The organism is Candidatus Binatus sp. (assembly GCF_030646925.1).
Classification (GTDB): domain Bacteria; phylum Desulfobacterota; class Binatia; order Binatales; family Binataceae; genus Binatus.
Genome location: NZ_JAUSKL010000125.1, coordinates 1 through 19,244, shown reverse-complemented (window position 1 = coordinate 19,244; position 19,244 = coordinate 1). Strand labels below are relative to the sequence as shown.

Below are 19,244 nucleotides of genomic sequence, written 5' to 3'. Positions count from 1 at the left end.
CCGCACGATCGCGCGTCAGTTCGCGTCGCCCTGCATTTCCATGCCGTGCCCATAGGGATTGTTTGGGCTATCCGAGCGATAAGGCGAGCCGGCCCCGAACGGGTTGTTAATGCTGTCCGCTGAGTACGGACTGCCGTACCTGCCGAATTGGTTCGAGGTCGAGTCGGGATCGTAGGGATTGGCGCTCAGCTTGCCATGATAGTTGCCCTGGTCATCGTAGAGCTTGGGGGCATCCATCGCGTATGGATTGGTCGCGCTATCGGGACTGTAAGGCGAGCCGAATCGACCATAAGGATTGTTGATCGAGTTCGGATTGTACGGACTCCCGGCGCCATACTGGTTTGCGCTTGAGTCCGGGCCGTAAGGATTGCTGCTCAGATTGCCGAGGTTCTGAGCGAACACCGGAGCGGCAAGCGCCACCGCAATCGTGACGAATATAAGCTTTCTCATCGTGTCACCCGTCCTTTGCGGATCCTTCCTCGGCCACTACCGAATTTTAGCAAAGCTAATTCCGATATCGACCGTAGCAGGTCAATCCAGAGGTGCGAATAGGTTCGCTGCTGGATTCGCGATACGGTCGCGCTCGCTGGGTTGCAATTCGCGTCGCAGCCAAGCGAATTCCGGCATACCTGAAGCCCTCTTCTGGGCGCCAAGGTCGATTGATTCCGCGAAATGCGGTAACGTGCTAAACGCAGACTGGGAACGATGGCCGCACTCTTTTCAAGAATTTTGTGCCCGATCGATTTCGATCGCGACTCGATGGAGGCGCTCGAACTTGCGTCGCAATTGGCGAGGCAGAGTTCGGCGACCGTTTGCCTTTTGACGGTGATCGCCGCGCCTACGGAGGCCACCGAGCTGCCACCCGTTCCGCTGGACCCCAACCCGCTGTTTGAAGCAGTATGCCGCCATCGGTTGGAAGCATTGGCGCAGGAAAAACTGTCGGGAATATCTCATGAGATTTTCGTCGCAAGCGGGAACGCGGCGCCGCAAATTCTGAAACTCGCCGCTGACGAGGGCATCGATCTGATCGTGATGGGCACGCATGGCCGTAAAGGCGTGAAGCACTTCATACTGGGCAGCGTTGCAGAGCGCGTGGTTCGCGAATCGCCGGTTCCAGTTTTGACGATCCGTCCCAAGGCCGGGGAATAAAGAACGACTGAGTCGCACCGCTTTTCTGAAAATCAATCGGAGTGTTGATGAAGCGAGTTTTCTGGTTGCTATTCGCGATAGCTGTAACATCGTTAGCGTCTCAATCGGCGCTGGCCGAGGACAAGGATGTCGCAGACGGTCAACGTTATTTTGCCCGGTATTGCGCTTCTTGCCACGGCAAGGATGGCGCCGGCGACGGCCCCGTCGCGAAGGCGCTCTCGAAGCCTCCGGCAAATCTGCGGATGCTTGGCGACAAGTACGGCCTGCCCCTTCCGGCGCCGCGAATTGCCAAGTTCATTGACGGCCGCGACGCGGTGCGCGCGCACGGAACGCGCGACATGCCGGTTTGGGGCGAGCAACTCTATGCACTCGGCCACGGCGAGCAGGGGGAGCTCGGAATCGGCGAGGTAGTCGGCAAGATTATCGCGTACCTGAACACGATCCAGGATCGCCGGACGGCATCGCGCTTGGGTACCGCTGTCAGGTCAGGCCACTAGTAGCTGGCCTGACTAGCGGCTATTCGGAAAATCGGGCGAGCACCCTATCGGCGGCGATGTCCTCGCGGGTCGCCTTTGGTACTTCAAACAATCGATGTCGAGTAGCGTTCGCGCATCCACGCGACGAACTTTTCCGGCGCGGCCATCGTCGAGAGACGGCCCTGGCGCACCAGCGCCCAATCGCCGAATAGCTTCGACTCCTTGATTTCCGCGAGCGACGTTGTCGGACTCAAGCGCCCGACGAACTCCAAATCGACGACCGCCGATTTCGGATTTTTCGGATCGTCGCGGCCTTCTGATTTAACCAGCGCCATCCCAACGACACCTTCTCCGCTATGATAAATGAATACGCGATCGCCCGGCTTCATCGAGCGGATCACGCGAACCGCCTGCGGATTGGTTACGCCATCCCAGACGGTCTTCTTCTCGCGCTCGAGATCGTCGATCGAATAAGTCTCGGGGTCGGTCTTGGCAAGATAATAGTTCATGCGCTAGTCCTCTCATGGCTGTCGCATTGAGTAAATCTATCACAAGCGCGGCCTTAGGTGGCCTGCATCGCGAGCACGATCATGCCGGAATTGCCTGACATCACTCTCTACGTCGAAGCACTGAGCGACCGCGTTATCGGACGCAAGCTCAAGCGCACAATCGTCAGGAGTCCTTTTCTCCTGCGCTCTGCCAGCCCGCCGTTGTCGGCCACCGATAGCAGGATTGTTAGCGACGTGCGGCGCATTGGCAAGCAGATCGCGATTGGCCTGGACAACAACTTGTGGCTGGTGCTGCATCTGCGAATCGCGGGCCGGCTGCACTGGAAGCCGGTGGATTCGAAGCCGGGACGCAAAGGCGCCCTGGCTACGTTCGAGTTCGACAACGGCGCGTTGACGTTCACTGAAGCCGGTACTCAGCATCGCGCGTCGCTGCACGTGGTCGAAGGCGATGCGGGTATCCAGGCGATGACCGCGGGCGGCATCGAACCATTGGAGACGGACCTCGCCGCGTTCACAGAGGTATTGCGATCGGCCAACCATACACTTAAGCGCGCGCTTACCGACCCCAGTCTTATCAGCGGAATCGGCAACGCGTACTCCGACGAGATTCTGCATCGCGCGCAGCTATCGCCGCTTGCTATGACGCAAAAGCTCACTCCGCAGGATATCGAAAAGCTCTACCTCGCGACGCAGGCGACGCTCGGCGAATGGATCGATCGGTTGCGATCTGAGTTAGCCGGCGCATTTCCTGAAAAGGTCACGGCCTTTCACCCCGCGATGGCGGTGCACGGCCGTTACGGCGAGCTGTGTCCGCGATGCGGCGCGAAGGTGCAGCGCATCCGCTACGCCTCGAACGAGACCAACTATTGCGCCGCGTGCCAGACCGGCGGACGACTGCTCGCCGATCGCGCGCTTTCGCGGCTGCTGCACGAGGATTGGCCGGCCACGCTTGAAGAACTCGAGAAACGCAAGAATCGCTGAGACTCGCCTTGAATACGCATTTGACTTAAAGTGGCTGGAAGTCCGCAAGGAGCGCTTATGAGACGAGCTGAATATTTGGACCTTGCGCAACGCCTGATCGCACACATCGATAACGGTACGACCGATTCCGCCGACGAAGTGAAGTATGTCCCTATCCGCAACTATACCGATCCGGAACGCTGGCAGCTCGAGATGGATCGAATCTTTAAGCGCCTGCCCCTGATGCTGGGCTTTAGCTGCGAGATACGCCAGTCGGGCGATTACAAATCAATTGAAGTCGTAGGCGTGCCCGTGGCTATGGTGCGCGGGAAGGACGGAATAGCGCGAGCTTTTATCAACTTATGCTCTCATCGCGGCGCGGTGCTGCTTGAGCAGGGCGTTGGGCAGTGTAATCGGTTCACTTGTCCTTATCACGGCTGGACCTATGATGACTGCGGGGAACTGATAGGAATCGCGGGCAAGCGGAAGTTCGGCGAGCTGGATCAATCGTCGCGCGGACTCGTGCAGTTGCCATCCGTCGAGAAGGCGGGGCTCATCTTTGTGTCTTTGAAGCCCGGCGCGGTCATCGATATTGAAACCTATCTCGGCGGGATGCTGCCGGAGCTGGAATCGTTCGGCTTCGAAAACTGTCACGTTTACAAGCGCAACGAGATGGCGACTTCGAACTGGAAGGTGGCCCACGACGGCTATCTTGAGGGATACCACTTTGCAACGCTGCATCCTAAGAGCATAGGTACTCAGGTCATGAACAACATCATGACTTACGACGCTTACGGACCTCATCAGCGGGTCGCTTTCCCCGAGCATAAAATCGCGGCGCTTAGAAGCAAGCCAGTCGAAGAATGGCGGACCGAGGAAGGCGTCGCGGTGGTGCGGACAATATTTCCCAACGTCTCGATGGCGCCGTCGCGCAACGGCGGCCTGGTCTCGCAGCTTTTTTCCCGGGCCAACGCCCGAGCGGTCGCGCACGATTCAATCTCACTTCTATCCCAAGCTGCCTTCGACGGATCGGGAGCGGGCGCATCTGGATGCTACGGTTGAATTCTTCACTCGCGCCGTCGAGGATGATGCAGTCGGCATCGCGGAGCGGCAGCCTCCGGCGAATCCCGCAACCGATGATGTGCATCGCAGTGTTGGGGCGAAGTAGGCGATAGCGAAGAATCCAGGCCGGCTCGGATAAAGCTTCTGTAATTCGAACTGAGCGCGCAATTCTCTTTAGCCGCGTGAGTCGCATAGACTTGGTGCGATTCGAATTGTTCGAAAACGCGCACTCATAGCGTCGGTTTGAGCCTCATACTAAGTATGGATAGGCTGGTCGCTGAAATGACGACGCGACGTCGTAAGATTTGAACCAGATGGACACCGAGAAGAGCGCCGAGAGTCCGCAAGCCGCGAATCAAGCGATCGATCCGGTTTGCGGGATGCGGGTGAATATCGCCACCGCGAAGTGGTCGTTCGAGCACGATGGACGCAAATTTTATCTTTGCGGTTCCAAATGCCTAGAGAAGTTCAAAGCCGCGCCGCATCAATATCTCGAAGCCCGGAAGACTGACCTGTCGCCGCCGAAGCACGCGCATCCGGAAGCATCAGTGTCCAAAGCGGGCGATTTCACCTGCCCGATGCATCCGGAGATCGTTCGCGCCGCGCCGGGCGACTGCCCGATTTGCGGGATGGTGCTGGAGCCGCGCGTCGCGACGGCCGACGAACCCGTCTCACCCGAACTGGCCGACATCACGCGCCGCTTCTGGATCAGCGCCGCGCTCGCGATACCGCTGATACTGATCGAGATGTCACACATGATACCGGGGCATCCGGTTCAGCGCGCGATTCCGATGGGGCTCATCCCGTGGCTCGAGTTGGCGCTGGCAACCCCGGTGGTGTTGTGGGCGGGCGCGCCGCTATTCGTTCGCGGCTGGCAATCGATCGTCAATCGCAGCCTCAACATGTTCACGTTGATTGGAATGGGTATCGGCGTTGCCTACGGGTATAGCTTGATCGCAGCGGTCTTCCCGGTCATCTTTCCCGATTCGTTCCGCGGCGCCGGCGGCGAGGTGCCGGTCTATTTCGAGGCGGCGGCGGTTATCACTGCGCTGGTACTGCTCGGGCAGGTGCTGGAGTTGCGCGCGCGCAGCAATACCAGCAGCGCGATCAAGGCATTGCTCGGGCTGGCGCCGAAAACTGCGCGCGCAATCCGGCCCGACGGCCGCGAAGAGGATATCGCGCTTGATCGAGTCGTTCCCGGTGATCGATTGCGCGTGCGCCCCGGCGAGAAGGTGCCGGTCGATGGCGTCGTCGAAGAAGGAAAAAGCGCGGTGGACGAATCGATGGTCACCGGCGAACCCATCCCCATCGAGAAGAAACGTGGCGACCGCGTGATTGGCGCGACGATCAACGGAACCGGCGGCTTGATCATGCGCGCCGAGCGGGTCGGCAGCGACACTTTGCTCGCGCAGATCGTGCGCATGGTGAGCGAAGCGCAACGGAGCCGCGCGCCGATTCAGCGGCTCGCCGACGTGGTCGCATCATACTTCGTCCCGGCGGTTGTGATTTCCGCGGCGATTACGTTCGCCGCCTGGGCGATCTTCGGGCCGCAACCGCGGATGGCGTATGCGCTGGTCAATGCGGTCGCGGTGTTGATCATCGCGTGTCCGTGCGCGCTCGGGCTTGCCACTCCAATGTCGATCATGGTCGGCACTGGCCGCGGCGCGATGGCTGGCGTTTTGATCAAGAACGCGGAAGCGCTCGAGATTCTGGAAAAGATCGACACGCTGGTAGTCGATAAGACCGGGACTCTAACCGAAGGAAAACCGCGCCTGGCGTCGGTGACTGCGCTCGCCGGTTTCGCCGACGCCGACGTTTTGCGGCTCGCTGCGAGTCTCGAGCGCGGCAGTGAGCATCCGCTGGCCGCGGCGATTGTCGCGGGCGCTGAAGAGCGCGGGCTGGCGCTCGCATCCTCCGATGATTTCAAATCGCTCACGGGGCAGGGTGTGACCGGACGAATCGAAGGGCGCGCGATTGCGCTGGGGAATCTTCAATTGATGCGCACGCTCGGGGTTGCGATCGACGCGATTTCCGCTGACGCCGACGCGCAGCGAAAGGACGGCCGCACCGTGATGTTCGTCGCGATCGACGGCCGCGCGGCGGGTCTGATCGGCGTTGCCGATCCGATCAAGGCGTCCAGCGCTGAAGCCATCGGGATGCTGCGCGATGACGGCATCAGGATCGTCATTCTGACTGGCGATAATCGAATCACCGCAGCGGCGGTCGCGCAGAAGCTAGGTATCGATCAGGTTGAAGCCGAGGTGATGCCCGAGGAGAAAGCGTCGGTGGTGAAGCGATTGCAATCCGAGGGCCGCATCGTCGCGATGGCCGGCGACGGTATCAACGACGCACCGGCGCTGGCGCAGGCGCAGGTCGGTATCGCGATGGGCACCGGCGCCGACGTTGCGATGGAGAGCGCGGGCGTCACGCTGATCAAGGGCGATCTTCGCGGTATCGCGAAAGCGCGGCGCCTCAGCCGCGCGACGATGCGCAATATCCGGCAGAATCTGTTCTTTGCTTTTTTCTACAACGTGCTGGGCGTGCCGATCGCGGCGGGCGTCCTGTATCCCTTCTTTGGCATCCTGCTAAGTCCGATTATCGCGAGCGCCGCGATGAGTCTTAGCTCGGTGTCAGTGATCACCAACGCGCTCCGGCTGAGAAACGCAGAGCTTTGATCCGAGTAGGGCGACGATTGGATGGATCGTGCGTTAGCGATTCGCGCGGCCGTTTTTGGCGCGCGATATCAGGCCGGCGACAACAGGCCGGGCGCCGTTGCCGGAAAGAACCTTGACGCTCGATAAATCGCCGCGCGCAGTGCGCGCCTGGATGCGGCGCGACGATTCCGGCGCGAGCAATCCGCGCGAAAAGAACTGGTACAAGCCGGTTAGCGCGTGGCTCCAGGGAATTTTCGAGCGCGTCAGAAAATCCGCCTCCGATATTCGCCGCGAAGCTCCGATGATCGCGTAGGCAGCGAGCCGCGAATCGATCTTGCGGAACGTTCCGTCGGCGATTCCGGCGGCGATCACGCGCGCGAGAATATCCAGGCGCGCATTTTCGGTCTGTCGCAGCAGGCGCACGCCGCCGGGGAATAGGGTCAGGTCGCTGATGAAGCGCGTGGCTTCGGCACCGAAGGTTTCGAGCGTCGCTTCGAGGATCGCGTTGATCGCGGACATCCAATCGGGGGCCGCTTCGGCCGCGGCGAGCATGTTTTCATTCAAGCGCAGCAGATGCCGCGCGATAATAAATTCGAGGAAGCTGCTGCGGTCCGCGGCGATACTGTAGAGCGTGCGCTTCGAGCATCGGAGGCGCTGTGCGAGGTCGTTGGTGCTGAAATGCAGAAAGCCTTCCTGCAGAAAAAGCTCTTCCGCTTCGCGAATAACCCGCTGAATGCGCGAGGACTCGATTTCGTGCTGAACTACGGTCGTCATGTGAGTCAGTAGCTTTAGCGCAAGCCGCGCAGAAGTAAAACCGTTGCGCGCTAATATTTCCCGCGCTCCGAACTCGTCATCCGGTGGCGGAGCATCCGCTTTGCGTCGCGGCTAACGAGCGTTAGACGAGCCTAATTCCTCATTGATTCTTCGACCAGCATTATTAGATTTTGACGTTCAGAATAATTTAGTCTAATGGCAACATTAGTTTTCTTCATAATTTAGACCTCAATAACTACTAGTGGAGGCAGCGTATGCATAGGGGTAAAGCGTCTCGTCTGTCTGCGCAACATCCATCTCGATTCTGGCGTTTCTGATTTTGGGCTACTCGCCGGGCTACGCGCAGGTCCGGCCCGGAGATTTCATCACGCCCGACAACGCCACCAAGGTTAAAGATCTTGTCGGGCCCGGGGTTTATTACAAGGTCGAGCGCGGGATGACGATGAAGATCGTGCCGACGCAGCGCGTCGATTGGCCGCCGCCGTACAAGGACGCGACCGAAAAGTACTCCGCGCAGGTCAGGCTATCCCAGGACAAACGTTCGGTCGTCGGCTACGTGGCCGGACAGCCGTTTCCGCTGATCGGTGCCAACGATCGCGACGTCGCGGTCAAGATCATTTGGAACAACGCGTTCCGCCCGATCTCGACCGACGACTACGATCTGCGCTTCTTCGACTGCGATTCGGCCTACCAGAAGAAAGGTCCGCAGACTGGACAGATCGAGTACTTCCAGGTCGGCCACTACGCCGGCTATGACCTGGTCGGGCGCACTGAAGTCGAACCGATGCCGACCGATCAGGACTTCAAGACGACCGGCCGCTACTGGCTGTTCGCGCTCTATCCACTGCTTGCGCCGCAGGAAATCCGCGGCACGGGCTTCATCCGATGCCGCTACGCCGATGCCTGGAAAGGCGACGATACCTGGGCGCTCAATGCCGGTTCGCGGCGGATCCGCCGGGTCAACGAGTCGATCCTGAGTTCCTCCGCTTTTTTTGGCTCTCATCGATACGCTGGCTCGTCGCGATCTCAGCGCGCCGCGCATGAATGTCGCGAGCGTGACATGGCTGAACGAAAGTCCGGCGCAAGTCGGAATTTCCTGACATTAAATTGCTTCATAAAGGTACCAATGATAAAAATCTGGTACCGATGAATCACGCCGGCAGGAACCGCCTCGGCCGGCATTCATCGCAGCGACCTGATTCGCATCCGCATCTGCCTCAAGGAGTTCTCACTTTTGTCACGAGTGAACCCACGGATAAAATCGAAACTGTTCATCGCGATCGGCGCAATTTTCCTGCTGGCCGGCGCGTCATCTTCGAGCCATGCATTCGTGCTCGAGCTTGGCGGCGGGGCCGCCAATCGATCGAATGGACTCTACCTGCACAATCGCGACGGCCGCGAGATCGAACTGGTCGAAGTGGATGCGCGCCAGGATGACCTGCCGATTCTCAGCGATCTGGGCCAGCCGTCGGTGAGCGACGACGGCAGCGTGCTCTTCGGCGGGATGGTGTTCGAGGCTCGCATGCCGCGCTGGATCATGTTTCGCGCCGAAGCGGGCGACTCGATCGGACGGGTGGCGCGCATTTCAGTTCCGAGTTCGCATGGCGCCTTTCCCGAGCCGGTGGTGAACGTCGATCCACGGCCTGAAGTGGATGCTGCGGGCGGGGTAATCTTCGTCGCGCGCGATTCGAGCAATAGCGAGGCAATCTTTCGCATCGCGGAGGGAGAGCTGTCGCGGCTGGTGGCGATCGGCGACAAAATTCCGGACGGACGCCGGCTCAAGCATATCGAGTTCGGCAGCGTTACGAGTTGGGCGCCGGGCGCGTGCGCGTTCATCGGCTTTCTCGAGGGCGATAAACAGGCCGAGCTGATCTTTTCCGGCGACGGGCTGCGCGCGATGGCGATCGAAGGCGAAGCGGCGGCCGGCGGCGGCGTCTTCAAAAAGAATTTCGGACTGCCGGCGGCGGTTAGTCCGCTGCCGCGCGCCGAGGGAACGCTGGCCGCGTTCACCGCTCGCACCACCGCGGGCGAGGGCCTGTTCGTTTACGATTCCAAGCTCGAGCAGGTTCCGCTGTCGGGAATGTCGTGCGGCAAGGCGGGCCTGAATTTCTATTCGACGGGCAGGCCGGGCCTCGATGCGAACGGCAGGATCGCGTTGCTGGCGCAATGCGGCACGACGCCGGTGCTGGTCAGCGCGGATGTCTATCGGCGGCGCGAAGTACTGGTCAGCACCAACCCGGACGCGCAAGCCGGGCCGGTGCTCGCGAGCGTTGCCGATCCGGTCGTGCTCAATTCGGGAGCGATCCTGTTCGGCGGATCGAATGCCGACCGGCGCGAGGCGGTCTATGAATTGACCAGCGGCAAAACGCTCGAGGATCTCACGATGCCGAGGGCCGAAGCGTTGCCGGCCGCCGACACTCTGGAATCGACCAAGCACACGGTTTGCGCGGTGACGATGTCGGCGAATCGCAACGGCGATTTCGCGTATCTAGGCAGCGCGTTGCCCGGTAACTGAAGTAATCTCTTCGCGGAGAGGTCCTGTATCGCCGCGAATCAGCTTGAAGTCGCTTGATGGCGTCAGGGATGGCCGCATCCTCGGCGCCATTGCCTTTTGCGTAGCATCAAATTCTCAAACTGATCGTGTGCGCGCTGTGGCTTTCGCGCGTCGCGTGAGTTACGAGAAGGGAAACCCACGCTTGGAGGATCGCTCCGATGTCGGCACTCAAGTTCGAGACCCGCGGACATATCGCTTACCTAACGCTGAACCGTCCCGAGGTGCACAATGCGCTCAGCCCCGAGATGCTCGTGCAGATGTCGGAGGCGTGGCGCGAAGTCGCGCGCAATGACGATGTGCGTGTTGCAATCGTAACCGGCGCCGGCGACAAGGCATTCTCGGCGGGCGCGGATCTCGGCCGGCTGATTCCGCTATTCTCGCGCGCGCGGCAGCCCGAGGATGACTGGGATCGCAAGCTGCTGGCGGATCCGTCGATATCGGATACCGCGCTGCTGCGGGGTTTCGAGTTCTACAAGCCAGTGATCTCGGCGATCAACGGCTTCTGTATTGCGGGCGGGATGGAGTTTATCCAGGCGACGGATCTGCGCGTCGCGGTCGATAGCGCGAGTTTCGGCTTGCAGGAAGTGAAGTGGGCGATCATTCCGGGCGCGGGATCGCTCGCGCGCCTGCAACGGCAAATGCCGTACTGCAAGGCGATGGAGATTCTGCTGACAGGAAATCGAATCGACGCGGCGGAAGCGTACCGCCTCGGACTTATCAACTACGTTGTGCCGCGCGAGCAACTGATGCCGAAGGCGGAGGAACTAGCCGCGCGGATCGCGGAAAACGGTCCGTTCGCGGTGCGCAAAATCAAGGAAGCAGTGATCAAATGCTCCGGAGTGCCGCTGCCGGAGGCGTTCAAGATCGAGAACGCAATCGCGCGCGAAGTGATGGTGACCGACGACGCCAAGGAAGGCCCGCGCGCTTTCATGGAGAAACGGAAACCTCGCTACACGGGCCGGTAGAAAGCTCCCGCAACGCGACGGGAGCCCGGAACCGCGATCTTCGGAACTCCAGTCGTGCGTCCGCGGCTAGTTCAACTAAAGCTTCGCGCTTTCTCGAGGTTCAAGGGCACGGGGCGGTCGACAGGCCACCGCAAGGCGCTGTCGAAAGTCCACCGCCCGGACCCGTCGACAGCCCGCCGCCCGGGCCTGTCGACAACCCGCCACCGGGACCGGTCGAAAGTCCACCACCTGGACCGGTCGAGAGCCCGCCGCCCGGGCCGGTCGACTGTCCGCCACCCGGACCTGTCGACAGCCCGCCACCGGGACCGGTCGACTGCCCGCCGCCTGGCCCGGTCGATTGTCCGCTCCGCGTGCCATAATTCCGCCAGCCTTGGGCGTGGCTGGTCGAGGAAGCTAGCACGCAACAGAAGATTGTCGCTGCACATCCCGTGAGAATCTTGCCGGTGATTTGCACCCGTTGTTAACCCCCCATTTACAAGCTTCGACGACGAAAAGTGACGACCGTTCTCGAACTTCCGTCGTGCGTGATCTGCTAGTTCAACTCGATGTTGTAGAGCTTCGCCGCGTTGCCGAACACGATCTTGCTTTTGACGTTCGCCGGCACGCCTTCGAAATCCTGCTCGATCACCTTGAGTGAGTTGGGCCAGGTCGAGTCGGTATGCGGAAAGTCCGACGCCCACATGAAATTGTCCGCGCCAAAGTAGCCGTGCATCATCGGGCCGATCATGTCGTCCTGGAAGGTCGCCCAGACGTTTTGCCGCACGTATTCCGACGGCTTCAGCTTGAGCTTGGTGTCTTCATTCATCGTACCGAACTTGGCGTACATGTGATCCATCCGGTACATGAAATGCGCGATCCAGCCAGTGTCGTTTTCCGCCGAGACGATCCGCAATCCCGGGAAACGCTCGAACACTTTGCCGAAAATGAAACTCGAAAGCGTGCGCTGCACCTGGTAAACCGGTTGCATCGTGCCGAGCAGCATCTTGACGCCGCCCAGCGATATACCGCCGGCGCCTTCTTTCTTCGCCGCGCCGTCCTTGCTTTTGCCTTTCTGATCGCGCTGCGTGATCACATGCAACGAGAGCGGTGTTTTCGTCTCCTGCGCGACGGTCCAGAACGGATCGTAAATCTCGCTGAAGTAGGGCTTGTCCTCGGGCGGCACGCCCCAGATCATCGCGCCCTTCAGGCCCATCTTGACGCATCGCTCGAGTTCCTTGACCGCAAGCGGAATGTCGTCGAGTGAGATGAGTGCGACGGGATGAAGCCGGCTGGGGCAATGCGAGCGAAATTCGGCGACCCAGTTGTTGTACACGCTGAAGCACGCGCGCCTGAGTTCGTCGTCATCGAGGCCGAACAGCGGCATCCCGAGTGTCGTATAGATGACCTCGGCTTCGACGCCGTCAACGTCCTGGTCCTTTAGGCGTTCGACGGGGTCCCATCCGCTGGGCCGCGCCGCCTCGTAGCCTTTCTTCAGATGTTCCTTTAATTCCGCGCCGCTCTTGCCGATGCCGAAGCCGCCGGCGACGGGAAACGGGCGAACTCCCGGAGCGACAAACATGTAGCCCGAGCCGCGCTCGTTCTGGACCACCTTGGGCGCTCGATCCTTGAACTGATTATCGAGGCGCTCGGTCCAAAGGTCGGCAGGCTCCATCATGTGCGAATCGGCGGAAATCACGCGTAGGTTTGCCATGGATAGTCCCTCCTAATCTCAAGTAAAAGCCATCTAATCATCTGTATCGCACTAGCGTGCCGCCGAAGGCAAGTTCGTCCCGTCGCGCCTGATTCGATCTCTAAGCGATCGCCTCGAGCGTCAGCGGCAGAGTCTTCGGTCCTCGCAAAATAAATGAATCGATCCTCGTTACCGTCGGCTCCTTTTGCGCGATGCGATGGAAGCGCGCCAGCAGTTCCTCCAGCGCGATCTTCGCTTCCAGCCGGGCCAGCGGCGCTCCCAGGCAAAAGTGGGTGCCGAAGCCGAACGCCAGATGCCCGTCCGTGTTGCGGTCGATGTCGAACTGCTCTGAGTTTGGAAATTGGCGCTCATCGCGATCGGCCGACGCGAACAGCGGCAGCACCATCGCTCCGGCCGGAATCCTGGCGCCGGCGAGGTTCACGTCCTCGGTCGCCTGCCGGAAGATTCCCTGCACCGGTCCGTCGTAGCGCAGGGCCTCCTCGACGACCTTGGGGATGAGGGTCGGATCAGAACTCACGCGCGCCATCGTCTCGGGATGATCGAGCAGCGCAATCATCGCGTTGCCGATCAGATTCGTGGTCGTCTCATTGCCTGCGATCAACAACAGCGTGGTCAAACTCAGGACCTCCTCCGAGGTCAGCATTTGTTGCTCTTCTTCCGCGCGGACCAACGCGGTGATGAGATCGTTCTTCGGCTCGGTGCGACGCAACTCGATTGCTCGTTGGAAGTAGTCGCGGAATTCCGCGATGCTCTGTGCAACCCGCTTGCGTTCGTCTCCGGCGACACCATTGGTGGCGCCGACGATGTCATCCGACCATCGCTTGAATTGGCCGCGGTGATCCGGCTCTACGCCGAGCATTTCCGCGATGACGATAACCGGCAGGGGAGTGGACAAATCATGGACGAGATCGCACGCACCGCGTGACGCCAGCGGTGCGAGCAACTCGGTCGTGATCGCGCGCATGCGGGGCTCCAGTGCGGCGATCATCCGCCGCGTGAAGCCGCGGTTGACCAGTTTACGCAGGCGCGTATGCACCGGCGGATCGGAGGCAATCAGGTTCGACGCGTTAGGGACGGGATTCAAATCGCCGAGCAGCGCCGTCATCAGGATCTTCGACGAAAAGCGATCGGGACTCTTGAGCACCTCGAGGACGTCGTCGTAGCGGCTGACGGCCCACATGCCCGCGCCCTCGACCTGGTACACCGGCGCATGCTGGCGCAGTTGCGCGTAGTACGGATATGGATTCGCTTTCACTTCCGGCAGGAACGGATTGTATTCCACGCGACAGCCTCCGCGATTTCAATTGCAATAGATTCATTCACTATGAAACTGTTTCATAACAGAACTAATTGGGCAACGCAAAACGTGGCGGTCGCGCCGCATGCTTGCCGAGCGAGGGGGATTTCCGTAAAGGAGTGAGTCTCGACGTGCGCCGCAGAGCGTCGACGGACTGGAACCAGCGTGGACAGAGTGAAAACCGGCCGCCGCCGCGACTCGGCCGCAGAGTTTCTCGAATTCTTCTATCCGGTCTATTACCAGATCGGGAAGGCGTTCGAGGATGCGCTCGGCAATGAGCAACTGTCGCGCAAACAAGTCGCTATCTTGTGGCTGCTGCGTTCAGAAGGCGGGGCAAAGGGGCGGCTGCGGCGCAAAGACATTCAGCGGCTCATCGGAACCTGGTTCGAAATCAGCAGCCCGACCATCACCCGCGCGTTGCGTTCGATGGCTCGCCCGCCGTTGCGGTTGGTGCAGCTAAGCGAAGATTCCCGCTCGGGTCGCGAGCAGATGGTCAGCCTGACGCCGGACGGGAAAAGCTTTATCGCGATGATGGCGAAACGCGGCAAGCTACTACTCAGGCCGCTTCTGGCTCAGCTCTCGGCCGAGGAGATTCAAAACGGCAGCGAGTTTTTTCTCCGGGCGATCGCGGTGCTCGTCAGGCCCGCAATTGGATCTACGGGCGTGACCTCGAAATAAAAGCGACGGCGAAACGCAGGATGCGTATCGCCGTCGCCGAATCCGGTCAAACAAACTTTTGGGGCTATTTCAAACCCAACTCGGCGAGTGGCGAACGATCGACGACGGGATCGCGTTTGGTGCCTGAGCGAAAGGCAACTGAACCGGGAGTCCTCGTGTAAGAATCGGGCAACTCGAGTTGGTCAGCATACTCGCGCATCGCGGGCATCACTTCATTCGCGAGCAAGCGCATGCTGGTCATGCGATCTTCGTTGCTCACCGGACCCTGGATATTGAAGACAATCAAGACGCCCGGGCGCAGCACTCGCATCAGGGTTTTCAGCTTTGGCAGCACGGTCTTGGGCGTCCCGATAATCGTCTGGAGATTCTGCTGAGATTTTTTGTATCCGGCGGTGAGCTTGGCGCGGACTTCGTTCAAGTCGGAGACCTCTTCCTCGTCGTGCCGGCTGCCGCCGAGTTTATCCGCGCTGATTCCAAGCCAACTGCCGCCGGGCTGATGCGACAGTCGCCGAATCGCATCCTTGGAATTGTAGCCGGGAGGCAGCGTGTGCTCGGGACGCGAGAACGCATTCTGGCCGCCGCCGAACGCGAAGTTGCGGCCAAGCTCCTGCGCGCGCTCTTCGGTCTCCGCGAGGAAAGTCGGGACCAGGTAGCCGAAGTTCTCAGGCCCGGCCTGATAGCCGAGGTTCGCCGCCGCGTCGGCATAGTAGTCCCAGAGATCGCAGGTCGGGCCGATCGCGGTGCCGAGCCCGATGTAAGGATAGCGATGCTCGGCGCACCATTGCACCGTCTCGGGACTGAGCACGCCCGGTATCCACATCTGCGGATGCGGCTTTTGATACGGCAGCGCCCACGGATTCACGTGGCGATAATTGAAGTGCTTGCCCTCGTAGCGCCACGGGCCGGGCCGCGTCCACGCCTGGATGATGAAATCGTGCGCCTCGTTGAACAGCTCGCGATTGTAAGCGGGATTGGCGTTGTTGAAGAATTGCTCGCTGCCTGCGCCGCGGACCCATCCGGCGACCAGCCGCCCGTGCGAAATGAGATCGATCTCGGCGAGTTCCTCCGCCATGCGGAGCGGATGCTTGAGCACTGGCAGCGGATTGCCGATCAGCACGATTTTCGGTTTCTTGGTGATGCGCGCGAGGATCGACGCCTCGACGTTCATCACGCTGCCCATGCAAAACGGATTGCCGTGATGTTCGTTCAGCGCGAGCGCGTCGAAGCCGAGCTCTTCGCCGTAGCAATACTCGTCGAGAAAGTAGTTGTAGTCGTCGGCCGCTTTCTCGCGATCGAAGAACTTATTCGAAATCGCGAAGTAGGCGTGGTTGCGAAGAACCTCGTCCTCGGGAATCCAGCGATATGGACGTTCGGTGAAATATCCTATCAGCACGATCGATTCTCCTGGCTGCGATTAACTTTTGAGAAAATTCCTGACGCCTTTCACAAACTCGCCGCAATTCTCGATCTCGGGGCGATGGCCGGCGCCTTGTATCACCTGCACCTGCGCGCCTTTGATCACGCGGCGATAAGCATCGACGCATCCGCGCGGCACGACTCGATCGTGATCGCCCCATATGAGCAGCGTGGGGAGCGATAGCCCCTCCAGCAGATGCGGCAGGCTGGGATTGTGCATGTACGGCTCCCAGCCGATGCGAGCGCTTTCGGCGCGCGCTTCCTCGAAGGCCTCGAACTGCACGGGCGTCATCTCGCCGCCGTAAATCTTGGTGAACTCAGGCGTGTGCAGCGGATCGGCGACAGTGGCGCGCAGATGCGTGCGCATCGTCATCGGGAAGATGTCCATGATTTCGCCCTCGGCGGGCCTGATGCCCATCGGCGCGACCAGGATCATGCGCGAGAAAATCCGCGGGTCAGCCGCGGCCATTTCAGCCGCAATGAAACCGCCGGCGGAAAACCCGATCACGTCAACTGGATCGAGATGCAACTCGCGCATGACGCGCGAGTAGTAGCCGGCCAGATCGCGATAGTTGCGGACCCAGTCGAGGCGCGGAGTCTTGCCGAATCCGGGCTGCAGCGGCATCAGCAATTGGCGCTGCTCGGCGAGTTCCATGTTCCAGGTCATCCAGCCGGTGTAGCCGAGTTCGTCGTGAAAGATGAGGAGCGGTTTGCCGGCGCCGCCTTTGACCATCGCGAGTTCGGTGCCCGCGACGGAGATTGTTTCTTCAGTCCAGTTTGCCACCGATTACTTCTCCGATTCGTATTCGAGATTCTGTACCCATGGACTCCGTATTAATTCACTCGGAGCCGGGATTCTTCGCTTCGCTCTGAATGACAAGCACGGTCTGGCGGGCGAATCGATTCGCCCGCCAGACCGACGTTATCTATGCACCATGCCGCAGTAGCCGTCCGGACGAGGCGCCGGTCGGCTCGCCGTCGTTGAGCGTGACTTCGCCGTTTACCATCACGTGCTTGTAGCCCTTGGCCTTCTGCACGCGACGCCATTCGCCGCCCGGGAAATCGCGCACGGTTTCGATCGGGCCCATCGTGAGGTTCTCGTAGTCGTAAATCACGACGTCGGCGGGCGCGCCGACTCGCAGCGTGCCGCGGTCGCGGAAGCCGGCGCACATCGCGGGCAGGGCGCTGAGGCGCCAGTGCGCTTCCTCGAGCGTCATCATGTTGTGCTCGCGCACCAGCTTCTGAAGGAACTCGGTCGGGTAGCGGCCGCCGGTGAAAAACTTGGTGTGCGCGCCGCCGTCCGAGACGCCCGGAATCAGGTACGGGTAGTCGAGCATCTCTTTCATGAAGTCCATGTTCTGATTCGGCCCCGGCGCGTAGAACTCGGTCTTCAGACCGTCTTCGACCGCCAGATCGAGCATCGCGTCGATCGGATGCTTGCCGGTCTGCTCGGCGATTTCGCGAATCGTCATGTTCTCGAAATGCTTTAGATCCTCGCGCTCAACCCCGGTGACGAAAATCAAGTCGAACTGCTCGGTGATGATCATCGGGATGCGCGCTTTCTTCAGCGCTTCGCGGACCTTCGGATCGGAAAGCTTCGCGAGCCGTTCCTCGGTAGTGCCGGTGGTCGCATCGCACCACTCCTGCACTTCATCGAACAAGTTCCAATCGACGAAGGTGAAGGTCATGTTGGTGTCGGTTGTGACCGACTGGCCGTACACGCGCAGCCCTTTCTTGCGGCAGCTCTCGAGCCACGCGATATTGCCGCGATGCACATTGGGCATCCCGTCGCGCGGCTGCACCACGTTGAACAGCACCGGACGTCCGCTGAACTCGGCCAGCTTTTCGAAATGCTCCAGGTCGTGCGCAGTGTCGCCGGACGCGAGCGTCATCTGGATGAAGCCTTCGTTGCGGCGGCCGAGCACGCGCGCGAGCGCATAGCAGGTGTCGTCGGACATCAGGTCGGAGACCATCGGCGTGCCGTCGAAATCGCGCTGCACGCAGGCGGGACCATTGGGATCGAGCCGCTGCGCGGACCATCCGCACGCGCCGGCATCCATCGCCTCGTCGAGCAGGCGGCAGATTTCGCGCTCCTCCTGCTCGGACGGCGGGCGCGTCTTGGCTGCTTCGAGGCCCATCACGTAAACGAGCAACGGCGAGATCGCCATGTAGGGCAGGATGTTCATCGCCTTCGGCGTGCGATCGATGCTGTCCATAAATTGGGGGAAGGTTTCCCAATCCCACGGCATCCCGGCTTTCATCGCGTGGTACGGAATCGCCTCGACGCGGGTCATGGTCTGCATGGCGCGCTCGCGTTCGGCGGGACGTACCGGGGCGAAGCCGAAGCCGCAGTTGCCGATAACGATCGAGGTGACGCCGTGCCAGCTCGAAATCGAGCAGTACGGATCCCAGAACAACTGCGCGTCGTAGTGGGTGTGGAGATCGACGAAGCCGGGGGCGACGATCATGCCGGTGGCGTCGATGTTCTTCGCGCCTGCGCTAGTGGGGAAGCGCCCGATGGCTGCGACGCGGCCGCCTTTGATCGCGACGTCGGCGCGATAGCGCGGCATCCTGGTTCCATCGATCACCATTCCGTTCCGTATCACCGCATCGTATTCGGCCATTGGGTTTCCTCCTTGGAATGTTCAGGCCGTATCGGTTTCGAATCGCGATTCGCGCGGTTGCCCGTGCGGTTAGTTTACGGTGTCAGAATATCGAGCGACTTATTCATCGAGGATGTGATCACAACGATGTCGTTTGACTTGGATCCGCGAGCGAGATTCGGCTTCGTCGTCATCTGCCAATGATCTCGCTGTAGCAAAGTCAGCCACCTTTTCAAAGCAAAACACCGATGCCCAATGGAAGGCAATGACCCGATTAAACGAGGCAGTACAGCGGAGTTGCGATGGACGACGAGCGGGCAAAGGCGCTATCCATGTCGTTGGACGCGCAGCATCGGTGTGCGCTCCGCGTCGCCAGCGCCGAACGCCATCGAAGGGCGAACGCGCAGCGAACCCGAGGAGAGTTCAGATATGTCGATGTCGAGCGACTTGAGTCTCA

General features: G+C 60.6%; 17 protein-coding genes. 9 read left to right on the top strand and 8 right to left on the bottom strand.

All coding sequences use genetic code 11. From position 1 onward, the window contains the following. Nucleotides 1–15 precede the first annotated feature (15 nt). Nucleotides 16–450 carry a hypothetical protein gene (locus Q7S58_RS21765; protein ID WP_304830982.1) on the bottom strand — a complete coding sequence of 145 codons (435 nt, stop codon included), beginning with the start codon at nucleotides 448–450 and terminating at the stop codon, nucleotides 16–18. Nucleotides 451–705: 255 nt separating this feature from the next. Between Q7S58_RS21765 and Q7S58_RS21760 the strand changes: the two genes are divergently transcribed. Together Q7S58_RS21760 and Q7S58_RS21755 are read left to right on the top strand one after the other, a co-directional pair. After that, complete coding sequence (locus Q7S58_RS21760; protein ID WP_304830980.1) at nucleotides 706–1,149, top strand: universal stress protein; 444 nt, start codon at nucleotides 706–708, stop codon at nucleotides 1,147–1,149. A gap of 47 nt (nucleotides 1,150–1,196) precedes the next feature. Continuing rightward, complete coding sequence (locus tag Q7S58_RS21755) at nucleotides 1,197–1,646, top strand: cytochrome c (RefSeq protein ID WP_304830978.1); 450 nt, start codon at nucleotides 1,197–1,199, stop codon at nucleotides 1,644–1,646. 83 nt (nucleotides 1,647–1,729) lie between these two features. Here the strand turns inward: Q7S58_RS21755 and Q7S58_RS21750 are convergent, their stop codons facing one another. After that, on the bottom strand, nucleotides 1,730–2,134 hold the full coding sequence (locus Q7S58_RS21750) for an EVE domain-containing protein (RefSeq protein WP_304830976.1): 405 nt from the start codon (nucleotides 2,132–2,134) through the stop codon (nucleotides 1,730–1,732). Between the two features lie 81 nt (nucleotides 2,135–2,215). Between Q7S58_RS21750 and Q7S58_RS21745 the strand changes: the two genes are divergently transcribed. The 3 genes from Q7S58_RS21745 to Q7S58_RS21735 all read left to right on the top strand — a co-directional run bounded on the left by Q7S58_RS21745 (nucleotide 2,216) and on the right by Q7S58_RS21735 (nucleotide 6,831). After that, nucleotides 2,216–3,115 (top strand): Fpg/Nei family DNA glycosylase, encoded by a 900-nt coding sequence (locus Q7S58_RS21745; protein ID WP_304830973.1) that lies wholly within the window; start codon nucleotides 2,216–2,218, stop codon nucleotides 3,113–3,115. A gap of 57 nt (nucleotides 3,116–3,172) precedes the next feature. Then, entirely contained in the window at nucleotides 3,173–4,156 is a 984-nt protein-coding gene (locus Q7S58_RS21740) for a Rieske 2Fe-2S domain-containing protein (RefSeq protein ID WP_304830971.1), read from the top strand. 314 nt (nucleotides 4,157–4,470) lie between these two features. Then, a complete protein-coding gene (locus Q7S58_RS21735; protein ID WP_304830969.1) occupies nucleotides 4,471–6,831 on the top strand; it encodes a heavy metal translocating P-type ATPase in 2,361 nt (786 codons plus the stop codon). 33 nt (nucleotides 6,832–6,864) lie between these two features. On the opposite strand, the gene Q7S58_RS21730 is transcribed toward Q7S58_RS21735, so the two are convergent. Beyond that, nucleotides 6,865–7,584, bottom strand: coding sequence for a TetR/AcrR family transcriptional regulator (locus Q7S58_RS21730; RefSeq protein WP_304830967.1), 720 nt, complete (start codon nucleotides 7,582–7,584; stop codon nucleotides 6,865–6,867). 319 nt (nucleotides 7,585–7,903) lie between these two features. Between Q7S58_RS21730 and Q7S58_RS21725 the strand changes: the two genes are divergently transcribed. The 3 genes from Q7S58_RS21725 (at nucleotide 7,904) to Q7S58_RS21715 (ending at nucleotide 11,103) form a co-directional block, all read left to right on the top strand. Continuing rightward, entirely contained in the window at nucleotides 7,904–8,734 is an 831-nt protein-coding gene (locus tag Q7S58_RS21725; RefSeq protein WP_304830965.1) for a DUF1329 domain-containing protein, read from the top strand. Nucleotides 8,735–8,827: 93 nt separating this feature from the next. Next, nucleotides 8,828–10,099, top strand: coding sequence for a hypothetical protein (locus Q7S58_RS21720; protein ID WP_304830963.1), 1,272 nt, complete (start codon nucleotides 8,828–8,830; stop codon nucleotides 10,097–10,099). A gap of 197 nt (nucleotides 10,100–10,296) precedes the next feature. Further along, complete coding sequence (locus Q7S58_RS21715; RefSeq protein ID WP_304830961.1) at nucleotides 10,297–11,103, top strand: enoyl-CoA hydratase-related protein; 807 nt, start codon at nucleotides 10,297–10,299, stop codon at nucleotides 11,101–11,103. Nucleotides 11,104–11,635: 532 nt separating this feature from the next. Here the strand turns inward: Q7S58_RS21715 and Q7S58_RS21710 are convergent. Then, nucleotides 11,636–12,793 (bottom strand): amidohydrolase family protein, encoded by a 1,158-nt coding sequence (locus tag Q7S58_RS21710; protein ID WP_304830958.1) that lies wholly within the window; start codon nucleotides 12,791–12,793, stop codon nucleotides 11,636–11,638. A 100-nt stretch (nucleotides 12,794–12,893) separates the two neighbouring features. After that, nucleotides 12,894–14,075, bottom strand: a complete 1,182-nt coding sequence (locus tag Q7S58_RS21705) for a cytochrome P450 (RefSeq protein WP_304830956.1) — start codon at nucleotides 14,073–14,075, stop codon at nucleotides 12,894–12,896. A gap of 180 nt (nucleotides 14,076–14,255) precedes the next feature. On the opposite strand from Q7S58_RS21705, the gene Q7S58_RS21700 reads away from it, so the two are divergent. Further along, nucleotides 14,256–14,768: a winged helix DNA-binding protein gene (locus tag Q7S58_RS21700; protein ID WP_304830955.1), complete on the top strand. Its 513-nt coding sequence runs from the start codon at nucleotides 14,256–14,258 to the stop codon at nucleotides 14,766–14,768. Between the two features lie 64 nt (nucleotides 14,769–14,832). Here the strand turns inward: Q7S58_RS21700 and Q7S58_RS21695 are convergent, their stop codons facing one another. The 3 genes from Q7S58_RS21695 to Q7S58_RS21685 all read right to left on the bottom strand — a co-directional run bounded on the left by Q7S58_RS21695 (nucleotide 14,833) and on the right by Q7S58_RS21685 (nucleotide 18,808). Continuing rightward, nucleotides 14,833–16,161 carry an LLM class flavin-dependent oxidoreductase gene (locus Q7S58_RS21695; protein WP_304830953.1) on the bottom strand — a complete coding sequence of 443 codons (1,329 nt, stop codon included), beginning with the start codon at nucleotides 16,159–16,161 and terminating at the stop codon, nucleotides 14,833–14,835. Nucleotides 16,162–16,182: 21 nt separating this feature from the next. Further along, a complete protein-coding gene (locus Q7S58_RS21690; protein WP_304830951.1) occupies nucleotides 16,183–16,968 on the bottom strand; it encodes an alpha/beta fold hydrolase in 786 nt (261 codons plus the stop codon). A gap of 142 nt (nucleotides 16,969–17,110) precedes the next feature. After that, nucleotides 17,111–18,808 carry an amidohydrolase family protein gene (locus tag Q7S58_RS21685; protein WP_304830949.1) on the bottom strand — a complete coding sequence of 566 codons (1,698 nt, stop codon included), beginning with the start codon at nucleotides 18,806–18,808 and terminating at the stop codon, nucleotides 17,111–17,113. Nucleotides 18,809–19,244: the final 436 nt, after the last annotated feature.